This window comes from Planococcus sp. ISL-110 (assembly GCF_018613575.1).
In the GTDB taxonomy this organism is placed as follows: Bacteria; Bacillota; Bacilli; order Bacillales_A; family Planococcaceae; genus Planococcus.
In genome coordinates this window covers 131,990-144,308 of record NZ_JAGGPX010000016.1, presented here as the reverse complement: position 1 = coordinate 144,308, position 12,319 = coordinate 131,990, and the positions used below count along the sequence as shown (strand labels likewise).

General features: G+C 50.5%; 11 protein-coding genes. 8 read left to right on the top strand and 3 right to left on the bottom strand.

Annotated elements, in window-relative coordinates:
- Nucleotides 1-104: 104 nt before the first annotated feature.
- Nucleotides 105-929 carry an aldo/keto reductase gene (locus tag J7I83_RS11910; RefSeq protein WP_215101010.1) on the bottom strand — a complete coding sequence of 275 codons (825 nt, stop codon included), beginning with the start codon at nucleotides 927-929 and terminating at the stop codon, nucleotides 105-107.
- A 431-nt stretch (nucleotides 930-1,360) separates the two neighbouring features.
- Here J7I83_RS11910 and J7I83_RS11905 point away from each other — a divergent pair, with 431 nt between their 5' ends.
- The 6 genes from J7I83_RS11905 (at nucleotide 1,361) to J7I83_RS11880 (ending at nucleotide 8,494) form a co-directional block, all read left to right on the top strand.
- Nucleotides 1,361-3,097, top strand: coding sequence for a DNA/RNA non-specific endonuclease (locus J7I83_RS11905; protein WP_215101008.1), 1,737 nt, complete (start codon nucleotides 1,361-1,363; stop codon nucleotides 3,095-3,097).
- A 2-nt stretch (nucleotides 3,098-3,099) separates the two neighbouring features.
- Nucleotides 3,100-3,891, top strand: coding sequence for an ABC transporter ATP-binding protein (locus J7I83_RS11900; RefSeq protein WP_215101085.1), 792 nt, complete (start codon nucleotides 3,100-3,102; stop codon nucleotides 3,889-3,891).
- A 396-nt stretch (nucleotides 3,892-4,287) separates the two neighbouring features.
- Nucleotides 4,288-4,467: a hypothetical protein gene (locus tag J7I83_RS11895; protein WP_215101006.1), complete on the top strand. Its 180-nt coding sequence runs from the start codon at nucleotides 4,288-4,290 to the stop codon at nucleotides 4,465-4,467.
- Entirely contained in the window at nucleotides 4,464-5,882 is a 1,419-nt protein-coding gene (locus J7I83_RS11890) for an amidase (protein ID WP_215101004.1), read from the top strand. The genes J7I83_RS11895 and J7I83_RS11890 overlap by 4 nt, the downstream gene beginning before the upstream one ends.
- 244 nt (nucleotides 5,883-6,126) lie before the next feature.
- A complete protein-coding gene (locus J7I83_RS11885; RefSeq protein WP_215101002.1) occupies nucleotides 6,127-7,068 on the top strand; it encodes an acetamidase/formamidase family protein in 942 nt (313 codons plus the stop codon).
- Nucleotides 7,069-7,540: 472 nt separating this feature from the next.
- Nucleotides 7,541-8,494, top strand: a complete 954-nt coding sequence (locus J7I83_RS11880; RefSeq protein WP_215101000.1) for a hypothetical protein — start codon at nucleotides 7,541-7,543, stop codon at nucleotides 8,492-8,494.
- 65 nt (nucleotides 8,495-8,559) lie between these two features.
- Here J7I83_RS11880 and J7I83_RS11875 read toward each other — a convergent pair whose 3' ends face one another.
- Complete coding sequence (locus J7I83_RS11875; RefSeq protein WP_215100998.1) at nucleotides 8,560-10,176, bottom strand: aryl-sulfate sulfotransferase; 1,617 nt, start codon at nucleotides 10,174-10,176, stop codon at nucleotides 8,560-8,562.
- A 175-nt stretch (nucleotides 10,177-10,351) separates the two neighbouring features.
- Here J7I83_RS11875 and J7I83_RS11870 point away from each other — a divergent pair, with 175 nt between their 5' ends.
- Nucleotides 10,352-10,735 (top strand): VOC family protein, encoded by a 384-nt coding sequence (locus J7I83_RS11870; RefSeq protein ID WP_215100997.1) that lies wholly within the window; start codon nucleotides 10,352-10,354, stop codon nucleotides 10,733-10,735.
- Between the two features lie 153 nt (nucleotides 10,736-10,888).
- Here the strand turns inward: J7I83_RS11870 and J7I83_RS11865 are convergent, their stop codons facing one another.
- Entirely contained in the window at nucleotides 10,889-11,113 is a 225-nt protein-coding gene (locus J7I83_RS11865; protein WP_215100994.1) for a hypothetical protein, read from the bottom strand.
- 163 nt (nucleotides 11,114-11,276) lie between these two features.
- Here J7I83_RS11865 and J7I83_RS11860 point away from each other — a divergent pair, with 163 nt between their 5' ends.
- Nucleotides 11,277-12,308: a N(5)-(carboxyethyl)ornithine synthase gene (locus tag J7I83_RS11860; RefSeq protein WP_215100992.1), complete on the top strand. Its 1,032-nt coding sequence runs from the start codon at nucleotides 11,277-11,279 to the stop codon at nucleotides 12,306-12,308.
- The last annotated feature ends 11 nt before the right edge of the window (nucleotides 12,309-12,319 follow it).

Genomic DNA, 12,319 nt, shown 5'->3' with positions numbered 1-12,319 from the left:
TTCTGTTATGTGGAATTTACCCGTTTTCGCCAGGAGTATGCCAAAGTTTGAAAAAAACAGGAAAAACCGCCTCTTCTATTTCTGAAGAGGCGGTTTTCAGCTAGTTAACGCACATTCATTTCGTTCGGGTGAGCGCCTTTGCGGCGGTCTTTGTTGAGCTCGTCGACTCGATTCATCTCGGCTTCCGTCAATTCAAAGTCAAAGACATTAAAGTTTTCTTCGATGCGTGACGGTGTGACGGATTTCGGAATGACAATCGTGCCGTTCTGCAAATGCCAGCGCAGGACGATCTGAGCCGGTGACTTGCCTTTGGCTTCCGCAATTTTTTGGATGGCTTCATCCTTCAACACTTCGCCGCCCTGGTCAAGCGGGCTCCAGGCTTCAACGAAAATGTCGTGCTTGGCGCAGAACTCCTTCAATTCGTTTTGTGCCAGGTAGGGATGGCATTCAACCTGGTTCAGGACCGGTGGAATTTCGCATTCCGCAAGCAAACGCTCCAGATGCTCGGCTTCAAAGTTGCAGACGCCGATCGACTTGACGCGGCCGTCTTTGTACAGCTTTTCCAACGCTTTATACGTATCGATATAATTATCAAATTCCGGAGTCGGCCAGTGGATCAAGTACAGGTCCACATAATCGAGTCCCAGGCGCTCGAGGCTTTCATCAAATGCGCGCAAGGTATTTTCATAGCCCTGGTCGCTGTTCCAGACTTTCGTTGTGATGAACAGGTCTTCGCGCGGCACAGAAGTTTCCTTCAGCGCTTTGCCGACGCCTTTTTCATTTTTGTAGATCATCGCGGTATCGATGGACGTATAGCCCGTCTCGAGCGCCTTCGCAACCGAAGCCGTCGCCTGGTCGTCTTCAACCTGCCAGACACCAAAGCCCAGCTGTGGCATTTTTATCCCATTGTTCAGTGTAATAAAGTCCATTTTAAATTGCTCCTTTTGTGTTGAGTTGGTTAGAGTAGATGTTTACCCATTAGTTCGTAACTCTAAGCATTTTTTGGGGGGGTTCCCAGTATGTACGGAATAAAACAGGTGTGCATTCGGCCCAATCACCGAAATACGATCCATTATGCACAATATACAGTCCGTTATGCAATAAATACAGTCCAAACAAGCAGAAATACTGTCCAAACACCCAAAATACAATCCGCAGCCCGAAACCAGCGATCTTTAAGCGGAAAGCGCAGGCTTGCGCTTTCCTGGTTTTGGGGAGCTGGAGGGTCTTCGTGTTTTTGGGCGCATTCGCTGGCACCATTCGCCCTCTACTTATGATAAACTTTTCTAAAGGAAATTAATAGAATATTAAATTTTTAATTGAAAAATATAGTTTATTCTTCGGAAGGGGATTGAAGAGGATGGCCAACAAAATAGAGCGGATAGAGCAAGAGGCGTTGCAGCGTTATTTGGCATTCGAGGAGGAGCGCAGAGTGGAAAAACATGCAGCAACTTCAAAAGAACGGATGATGACGCGGTCGAGCATCATCAATCACCATGACAATCTGGCAATGGAGCGGATTATCAACCAAAGCGATTTGTTTCCGATTGCGCATTTGCAGGCAGGGCTCGATGTCAGCAAAGCCGTTTGCCGCATTTCGATTCGCAACCGCTTGGGTCAGCTGGAAAGCTACGGCACCGGATTTCTGGTGGCGCCGAATCTGCTGCTGACGAATAATCATGTGCTGGAAACGCCGGAAGCGGCAATGTACGCGGTGGCCGAGTTTAATTACGAGGACAATGTTCAGTTTCTGCCGCTTGAAATCATCAGCTTCCGGCTGGATCCCGAAGCGCTTTTCATAACTGACGCAGCACTGGACTTTACGCTGGTGGCGGTGGAAGAAACCAATCTGCACACCATTCCGCTCACCGCTTTCGGCTATTTGCCGCTGCTGCCAAAGCCGGGGAAAGTCCTGGAAGGCGAATACGTGACCATCATCCAGCATCCAAACGGCGGTCCGAAGGCGATCACCATCCGGGAAAATGAAGTCAAGTTCATCTTTTCTGATTTTGTCCATTACGTCAGCGATACAGAACCGGGTTCCTCGGGTTCGCCGGTCTTCAACGACCAATGGGTGGTCGTCGCGCTCCATCATGCCGGCGTTCCGGACCCGAATGAGCCTGGCCAGTGGATTGCCAATGAAGGCATTCGCATCAGTTCGATTATCCACCACCTCAGTGACAAGCGCAGCACCCTGAAGGATGGGCGTTCACGCCGGTTGCTGGACCAGCTGCTCGCTGTGGTCATGCCGGGATCTGCTGTGGAACCGATGGAAGTGGGAACGCTGGAAGCCGATTGGTACGCCGGGGTTAGCGGCTATGATGCAGCTTTCCTTGGCACGGGTTTCAGCGTGCCGCTGCCGATTTTGGGCGCTGCGTTGATGGAAGATGCGGTACAGACTGGTGACGGGAAAACCGTCCTCGATTACACCCATTTCTCCATCGCGATGAGCAAATCACGCCGCCTGGCATTCTACACTGCCGTCAACATCGACGGCAATCAACTGGTCGACGTCAAGCGCAGCAGCGACCGCTGGTATTTCGATCCGCGGATTGACAAAGCTTACCAGATCGGACCAGAGTTTTACCGCTCAAACGACATCGACCGCGGCCATCTGGTCCGCCGGCGCGACCCGAACTGGGGCATCGGCGCGGTAAAAGCCAATGAGCATACGTTCCACTTTACCAATTGCTCGCCGCAGCATAAAGATTTCAACCAGAAAACGTGGCTCGATTTGGAAGGTTACCTGTTGGACAATGCCCGTAAATCCAGCATGAAAGTTTCGGTATTCACTGGTCCGGTATTCCGGGAAGACGATATCACCTACCGCGACGCGCAGATTCCAGACCAGTTCTGGAAAGTGGAGGTGATGGTCAAAGAAGGGGTGTCCCTGTCAGCTACGGCTTACCTGCAGACGCAGGAAGATTTGATTGGCGGCAATCTGGAATTTGTCTACGGACAATTTGAAACTTATCAAGTGCCAATCATCCAAATTGAAGAGCTGACCGGACTTGATTTCGGCGGGCTGCGAAAAGCCGATCCACTGGCAGCGGGACGGGTAGCCCGCATTCAGCACAGTGAGGACATCCGTTTATGAAAATAGTTTTGGCACTTGAAGGGGTCACGCGGCGAAGAGACGACAAACTGTTGTTGGATGGCGTCGATTGGCAGGTGCAAAAAGGCGAGCATTGGGTGCTGTACGGCTTGAACGGCGCCGGCAAAACCTCGCTGCTGGATTTGATCAACGCTTATTTTTTCCCGACACAAGGAAAAGCCACCGTGCTCGGCCTGGAGTTCGGCAAGACGTATTTGGCGGAAAAGCTGCGCAGCCAGATCGGTTTCGTGTCGGCATCGGTCCAGCAAAAGCTGCCGACTGGTGACAATGCCTACGAAGTGGTGCTGAGCGGCGCGTTCGCTTCGCTCGGACTTTACCAAGAGACAACCGAAAAAATCGATCAGAAAGGCGTCGACATTCTCCGGGAACTTGGCTGCCTCGATTATGCCAACCGGAATTACCAGACACTGTCGCAGGGCGAAAAGCAGCGTGTGCTGATCGGCCGAGCCTTGATGGCGGATCCGGAACTGCTCATTCTCGACGAACCGACAGCGGGCCTCGACTTTATCGCCCGCGAAGAACTGCTCGAATCCATCGCCGCCATCGCCCAAAAGCCGAACGGCCCGACAATCATTTACGTCACCCATCATATAGAAGAAATCATGCCGGAGTTCAATAAAACCCTGCTTTTGAAAGCAGGCCGCGTATTCGCTTCCGGCAACACCGAAGAGCTGATCACCAGTGAGCAGCTTTCGGATTTCTTCGACGTGCCGGTAAACGTCGTCTGGAGAAATGGACGCCCGTTGCTGTCCAAGGTCCGGAGAAAAGAACATTGAATGGCTAAGTGCGGGGTCCCAAGCTAAACCCGCTTGGGACCGAAAGTTCGAAGCGGAAAGCGCAGACTTGCGCTTTCCTGGGCTTGGGCATTTAACGGGTTTCGGGTCTTGGAAAGTATTTTACCTCCTATAGAAAGTATCTAGGTTCAAACAGAAAGTATTTTCAGCCATATGGAAAGTATTTGGTCGGAAACAGAAAGTATATCCATTTAAATGGAAAAAAATGTTCGAGAAAAGCCATAATCTTTGAATGCCAAGCCGAAATCTAACTATCCAAAGGTTAGTTTTATAAAAAATCCCCTAAAGAAGTCAGAACTATCTGTGAACTATGATAAACTGTCGGTAGACAACCCAGATTCTCAGACGTTTTAAACTATCCGAATGGGAGGGCTTGCTATGGTAGAAGGCATTCACAGGATTTTAGAAGAGCGAGGGATTCAAGTACCGGAGGCGCATCAGGAAATGCTGGCGCAGCAGATGCAGGCGGTGCAGCAACTGCGGGAAACCGTGGACAATTCACAGCTGAAGGATTTCGACATGGCGTTGACGCATGTGCCGGGAGGTGAGCGGCCATGAATGAAGAATTGGCAGCACTATCAATCGAAGAATTGGCGCCAAAGCTGCGCGACAAGCAGGTGTCACCTGTTGAACTGACCCAAGCGGTATTGGCGAATGTCGATGCATACGACAGCGACATCAATGCCTTTATTCGCGTGCAAAAAGAACAGGCGCTGGAATCGGCGAGACAGGCGGAACAGGAAATCCAAAGCGGCAATTACCGCGGCTTCCTGCACGGCATCCCGATGGCGCTCAAGGATATTTTGTATTTCAAGGACGAGCCGGCGACGATGGGCTCAAAAATCCATGAAGGGTTTACTGCCGACTTTGACGCGACCGTGGTGTCGAAGCTCAAGCTGTCGGGCGTGACATTTCACGGCAAGCTCAATATGCACGAGTATGCCTGGGGCGCGACCACGACCAATCCGCATTATGGCGCCTGTAAAAATCCATGGGACCTCAGCAAAATTCCGGGCGGCTCGAGCGGCGGTTCCGGCGCAGCAGTAGCTTCGAATATGACGATTGCTTCGCTCGGAACGGACACCGGCGGATCGGTTCGGATTCCGGCGTCGAGCTGTGGCATCATCGGCTTGAAGGCAACGCATGGCCGCATCAGCAAGTATGGCTGTTTTCCGCTGTCGTGGACACTCGACCACATTGGCCCAATGACGAAAACCGTCTTTGACGCCGCACTCCTGCTCGAAGTGCTCGGCGGCTACGATCCGAAAGACCCGACCTCGGTCGACCGGCCGACACAACATTATTCCGGAGGATTAAATGAAGACGTCAAGGGGCTGGTCATCGGCATCGAGGAAGACTATTTCTTCAAAAATGTCGACAAGCGTGTCAATGAAGCCGTGCAAAATGCGCTGCAGCAGCTGGAGAAACTCGGTGCGCGGATTGAGCCGGTCCGTATTCCATCGCTTGCACAGGCCGAATTTGCGGAACTCGTCACCATCACCACTGAAGCGAGCGCGGTGCATCATGACAATCTCGTCAAGCAGCCGGAGAAGTTCGGTGAGGACGTCCGTTTCCTACTGGAAGTGGGCGAGCTGATGTCCGGCGTCGATTACGTGCAGGCCCAGCAAATCCGCCGCAAGCTAAATCTCGACTTTGCCGCGGCTTTTGAAAAAGTGGATGTGCTCATTTCGCCAACCCTGCCGTTCCTGTCACCGCCAATCGGCGACAGCACCGTCGACATCAATGGCCAGGCGCTGAGCTTTTTGGACGAAGTCATCCGCTTTACTGGACCCGGCAATCTCACCGGCCTGCCCGCTCTCAGCATTCCATGCGGCGTCCGCGACGGATTGCCGGTCGGCCTGCAGATCATGGGTCCCGCCTTCCAAGAGGAAAAAGTCCTCAACGTCGCCTATGCACTGGAAAAACTTGAGCTGATGAAAGGCCAGAAGCCAAGTTTGAAAGTCATTAGATGAAGGTGCGGCTCAAAACGTGAAATATAATCGGATCCTGAAGCGGAAAGCGCAGGCTTGCTCTTTCCTGGTTTTGGGTATCTGAACGGTTTTTGGGGCTTTGGATCGTATTGTGCTTTATTTGGACAGTATTTGCGGCAGCTTAGACTGTATATCGCACGATTCGGACTGTATATCCATTTATCTGGAAAAAACAACGATTTTATTCGAAAAATAAGATGCTCCAACAAAGAAAGGGTGACCATAATTGGCAAATACGCATAAATTTCCGGAAGACCGCGTGCATTATACGTGGGACAAGGACCCGCAGCCGGTGCTGACGATCGACAGCGGGGATCAGGTGGACTTTTCCACACGGGAAGTGGCAGACAATCAATTCAACAAAGATTCCAAGACAGAAGACATCGCCACGCTCGACTGGGCAAAAGTTTATCCGCTCGCAGGGCCGGTGGAAGTTCGAGGCGCTGAACCGGGAGACACATTGGAAGTGGAAATCCTCGATTTGACGCCGGGCAGCTGGGGCTGGATGGCGATTTTGCCGGGACTGGGCCTGCTGCCGGAAGAGTTTGCGGATGCCTACTTACGGACCTTCGATTTGAGCGACGGCGAATCCATCCAGTTTAGCGAGAACATCAAAGTGCCGATCACCCCGTTCCTCGGCACAATGGGCGTCGGCCCGGCGAATGCCGAAGGGCAGACAATCATGCCACCGGGGACATTTGGCGGCAATATGGACACGCGGCAATTGACCGTCGGAACTAAACTTTACTTGCCTGTACAGGTGGCCGGCGCGATGTTCAGTTGCGGCGATGCCCACGCTGCGCAAGGAGACGGCGAAGTTTGCGTGACTGCGCTCGAATGTCCGATGCAGGCGTCGCTGAAATTTCGCCTCATCAAAGGCAAAACGATTCCCTCACCGCAGTTCCAGACCGCCGGCGCATTGACACCAAAAGTCGACCATAAAGGTTTTTACGGCACGACAGGCATTGGGCCTGACTTGTTGGAAGCAGCGCGCGACTCTATCCGCGCCATGGTGGACCACATCGCTGACAACTATGGCCTCGATCCAAAAGATGCTTACCTGCTATGCAGCTTATGCGTCGATCTCAAAATCTCCGAAATCGTCGACGCCGGCCAGTATATAGTAAGTGCCATGCTGCCGCTCGCGGTGTTTCAGGAAAATGAATAAAAGAAATGAACGCTGCCGAATTTGGTGGCGTTTTTTTCTAATAAATTCCCCGGATAAATTCTCTTTAGTTATCTAAATTATCTGTATTATTTGCAAATTCAATGATAAAATAGAATCACGTTCGCCAGTCATGGTAACAAAGCAAATAGTCCTTAACACAATCTCCCTGAAGAAAGAGGTCTTTCGGAAGAACGGTGTTTAGGATGAAAAAGCTGCAGGCATTTATACGGAAATATCGAGAATGGTTGAGCCGTGAAAATTGCATCGGAGATAATGGCTGGTTTTTGCGGCGAGGTGCGGTTAACGCCGTCTGAGGTGCGGACTAGGCCAAGCGAGGTGCGGTTAACGCCGTTTGAGGTGCGGACTTGGCCAAACGAGGTGCGGTTAACGCCGTTCGAGGTGCGGACTTGGCCAAACGAGGTGCGGTCAGCCATTTTGCAACGACAATTCGTGAAATTGGAGGAAGTCTCATATGAAAGAAATAGGCGGATATTTTGGATTGGACAATCTGGTCAGCAATGAATTCCATGATGGATTGATTGCGCTCAATACCGGACGAAATACCTTGCTTTATTTAATGAAAGCACGGAATATCACGAAACTGCACATCCCATATTTTTTATGTGACTCAGTCAGCACGCTGCTGGAGGAACATGGCTACAATTTTGAGTATTATCACATCGACCAGGAGTTTCATCCGATTTTTGATAAGCAGCTGGAGCAGGGGGAATTTCTGTACATCGTCAATTTATATGGACAGCTCACGACGGGACAGACGCTGGCGCTGAAAAAGCGTTTTGGCCAGGTGATTCTCGATCATAGCCATGCCTTTTTTCAGGAGCCGTTGGCAGGCGTCGACACGATTTACTCTTGCCGCAAATTTTTCGGCGTGCCAGATGGTGCCTATTTGGCGACCGATGCCATCCTGCATGAAAATCTTGAGCAAGACATGTCATCAGATCGCATGAAGCATATAATGGGCCGCTACGAGGAAACCGCCAGCGGCTACTATGCTGACTTTCAGCGCAACGACCATGTTCTTGACGCAACCCCGCTCCGGACAATGTCGAAATTGACACGCAACCTGATGGGCGCCATCGATTACGAGCGGGCGCGCCAGACAAGAAATGAAAACTTTGCTTACTTGGAGCAACAGCTGGATGCCGAAAATGCCTTAAAGCTAACCAGGCCGGACGGCGCTTTCGCTTATCCAGTGCTGGTGGAGGACGGCATGCGGATCCGAAACAAGCTTGCCGCACAGAACATCTACATACCGCTGCTTTGGCCGAATGTCCTCAGCGACTGCCCGGAAGAAAGCATTGAATACCAGTACGCCGCCAACATCCTGCCCTTGCCGTGCGACCAGCGCTATGGAATAGAGGATATGGCCTATTTGGTGGAGATGGTGAAAGGGCAGTTGCGTTGACTTCCACACTCAAATGAAAAAAGAGAAAAAGCGCATCGGCTCCTTCTCTTTTTTTATGTCTTCCTTTATTCAAACCAATATCCCTCAAAATTCTCTTTGAATACCCTGTAAGAAAACGTGCTCGCTTCGTAGTTGAACTGGGCCAGCAGGTTGCCTTCTGCGCTGTATTCTTCCAGCGTCTTGGCCATGCCGCTGTTGATGACGATCGAGTCGCCGGTCAGTTGGACGCTGCTGACGATGGAGGAGTAGGGAACGTCAAATTCCTGGACCCGGTCGTAGCTGCGGTTGTTTTCATCAACCAGGTATTTGGTGAATTTCGAGCGGTCCTGGCCATTGGCTTCGTAAGTCTTGCTGGTTCCGCGGATGACCGCACCGTCATAATCCGGTCGGCTTTCGTACCACCAGTAATTATTATTGTACATATACAGGTAGTATTGGCCTTCGGACAGGCTGTCGTCTGCCACGTACGTAACGGAATGCTGGCCGGCCTGGCTCGGAAACTCGCTGGATTTTTGGAGCCGCAGGTTTTCGCCTTCGGTGCCAGCCCAGACATCACGTATGCCGATCAAGTAGTTGATGGTGGGCTGCGTATAAATGTCATCGACTTTGATGATGGTCGAGTTTTCGCGTGCGCTGAGGATCACAGAATCATCCACCAGATCGATGGAATTGAAATGAATCCAGTCCAAGACGCTTTTTCCGTCTATTTCCACGGGCTTGGTTTTTTCTTTATAGTTGCTCAACAAGTCGTTGAAATCAATCAGCAGCTTTTGTTCGCCGGTGTTGAGGTCAATGCTCAGCACCATATCTTCGACAGTGTCTTTCGCTGAATCGGAAACCAATGCCAGCACCTGACCATCGTCGTTGATGACAAAATCATGATGCATGACATAGCCATTGAGTTCATACGTATCGGTAATTTTACCGAGCGGGTCCATTCGTGCCAGCTTTTGGTCGGTAGTGGTGAAAACCATCGAATCCTCGAAAGCCACCATCCGGTCCATGCGGTAATCCTCGGAAATGATTTCCGCTCGCAAAGTGCCGCTATTATCAAAAAGGAAGGTATAGCCATCGTAATTGTTGACGCCCATCAGCACGAACAAACCATCAGCGAGTTCCGTATTGCCGGATGCTGCCGTTTGTTCCATGGCGATCGGGTAGCCGGAAGTGGTTTCAGGCGCATCCACCTTGAATGAATACTCATCGCCGCGCTTACCTTCTTCATCGATGTAAGAAACGGAAATCTGATTTTCTTTGCCCGGTACCAGGCCAATCAGCTGATACTCGGCCACGGTCGCCTCGTCATTTGCGTCTTTTGCGGTACGCATGAAATCCGCCGTGCCTTCTGCAGAAATCGTGTAGGTTAAAGTTCCTGAATCCGCTGCCTGGAAATAAAGGTACAGTCCTGTTGTATTGGTGCCGAACGGATTCATCACCGCGAGCGGTTCTTCAATAACATATTTTTCCGTGTCTTTTAAAGCGTCCAGTTCCTGCTGAAGCTGATCGGCGACTTTCAAATTGTAGGCAGAGTTGGAAGCGCTCACGCGGGTATCGAGAAATGTCAGCTTCTGCACCGGCACTTCTATTTCTCCGTGATCCTTAATTTTCACTTCATCCGTGCAGCTTGCGAGCATGGCCGCAATCAGCAGCAAGACAGTGGGCAGCCAAATTTTTTGTTTCATATATTTAATCCTCCATTAGATGATAGTGATCCGTAAATCTTAGTAACTTTACCACAAAAAAGGGGGTTAATTCAATTTAATGATGGATTTTTGCTATTTTATTCGTTGGAATTTAAAGGATTTTGAAATCTTTGTGGCGAATCATTTTGGAAATGAATAAAAAGGAGTGTGTCCAATGACCGAAGAAAATAAGGTACAGCCCGGGGCCATCATTTCAGCAGATTTGACAGTTTACCATGCAGAAGGGATCCGCGATTTCTATAAGCAAGTGATCGGCTGGGAGCACAGCGATTTTCCGATGGGGGAGTATGCCGATTACATGATGAACACGCCTGACGGCAAGCCGGCCGCCGGCATTTGCCATCAGGCAGGTGTCAATGAAGGCTTGCCTCCGCTTTGGATCGTCTATTTTGCGGTTGCGGACCTGAAGCAAAGCCTGGAAATGTGCCGAAACCGCGGCGGCATCGTCCACCGCCAACCGGAAGGTGCCATCACTTCCGGAAGCTATGCCATCATCGAATACCCAGCCGGCGCTTTCTGCGGGTTGAGCCAAATCTGAGAGGGCAGAAGGCAGCGATAGTTGTCTTCGGCCTGTATTCTGCCCAGTTTGGACCGTATTCTCGTTAAATGGACAGTATTCAGCCGAGTTTGGACTGTATTTCCACGTTTTTGGACTGTATATCCAATTAACTGGAAGAAGTCGTCCGGTATGTCAGATGCTTTGCTTCAATGCGACCCGTTCCAACCCGAATCTATTCCATAACGAATAAAAGACGATCCGCAGCAGCTCAAATCCAATTCTGAAGCGGAAAGCGCGGGCTCTGCGCTTTCCTTGTTTTGTGCATTCGGCAGTTTTGGAAGCGGTTTGCCGGAACAAAGGATCAGGATGTTCCACCAGTCCACCGCGAGTAATATCCTTGTAATCAAGCTGAGTCACAACTGTGAACGCTTACTTTAATTATTTATGATCCATATACTAAAGTGCTTATATTGCTACCGATATATGGTATGATGCAGAATAGATCAGCTATACGGAAACGATATTAATATATTAACTCACTCGACAATTTTTGAGGGTTGTCCGGTCGATTCTGTATGAAATGTCTATTATCAGCCGATCAGGATTCACCAACATTTCATCAATTGGAGGTTTTATTATTTACACAATAGGATTTGTTATCAGCCATAAAAACAATGAAAAACGAAGAGCGCTTTTGCCGAAGGACATGCCGAACATCAAGAACATCGAGCAGCTGTACTTTGAAATTGGCTACGGCGACGCGCTTGGCTTTTCGGATGCCGAATATGCGGTTTCTGGCGCTCAATTCGTTTCACGTGAAAAAGTGCTGCAATGCGACGCGATCGTTGATGTGAAACTAGGCAATGCGGATTATTTCGACCAGTTGACGCCGGGCAAATTGTTGATCGGCTGGGCACACGCAGTTCAGGATATCGCGTTTACCGACGCAGTGCTTGCAGGGGACCACACCGTGGTTGCCTGGGAAGAAATGTTCGAAGACGGCCGTTATATCTTCTACCGCAACCGTGAAGTTGCCGGAGAAGCTGCGGTTCTTCAGGCTTACCAGTATTGCGGAAAAATGCCGTACGAAACGAAAGTGGCGGTTCTTGGCAACGGCCATACGACCAAAGGGGTGCTTCGCATCCTTCACGGCCTGGGCGCCGATGTCGATGTATACGGCCGCAAGCTGGAATCCCTGTTCATCAAGAACATGGGCAATTACGACGTTCTTGTCAACTGCGTCATGTGGGATACGACACGTACTGATCGCATCATCTACAAAGAAGACTTGAAACGCCTTAAAAAAGGTGCGATGATCGTCGACGTCAGCTGCGATCCGAACATGGAAATCGAGACTTCCCGTCCGTCGACTATCGATGATCCCGTCTATACAGTGGATGGCATCATCCATTACACGGTAGACAACACGCCGGCGATGTTCCCGCATACCGTCACAAAAGTGCTGAGCGAAGGATTCTCGCCGATGGTCGATAACTTTGTCGAAGGCAATTGGACCGACATGATCCGCAATTCGGTGGTCATTGAAAACGGCCGCATTATCGATCACCACATCAAAGAGTTTAGAGAAGCCAGAAACCTGCTGGTCAAGTAATGAAAAAAGAG

Bases quoted from the DNA above. Each gene is read 5' to 3' on its own strand.
- J7I83_RS11890 (WP_215101004.1), top strand. From the start codon at position 4,464: ATGAATGAAGAATTGGCAGCACTATCAATCGAAGAATTGGCGCCAAAG.
- J7I83_RS11875 (WP_215100998.1), bottom strand. From the start codon at position 10,176: ATGAAACAAAAAATTTGGCTGCCCACTGTCTTGCTGCTGATTGCGGCC.
- J7I83_RS11895 (WP_215101006.1), top strand. From the start codon at position 4,288: ATGGTAGAAGGCATTCACAGGATTTTAGAAGAGCGAGGGATTCAAGTA.
- J7I83_RS11860 (WP_215100992.1), top strand. From the start codon at position 11,277: ATGTCTATTATCAGCCGATCAGGATTCACCAACATTTCATCAATTGGA.
- J7I83_RS11905 (WP_215101008.1), top strand. From the start codon at position 1,361: ATGGCCAACAAAATAGAGCGGATAGAGCAAGAGGCGTTGCAGCGTTAT.
- J7I83_RS11870 (WP_215100997.1), top strand. From the start codon at position 10,352: ATGACCGAAGAAAATAAGGTACAGCCCGGGGCCATCATTTCAGCAGAT.
- J7I83_RS11910 (WP_215101010.1), bottom strand. From the start codon at position 929: ATGGACTTTATTACACTGAACAATGGGATAAAAATGCCACAGCTGGGC.
- J7I83_RS11880 (WP_215101000.1), top strand. From the start codon at position 7,541: ATGAAAGAAATAGGCGGATATTTTGGATTGGACAATCTGGTCAGCAAT.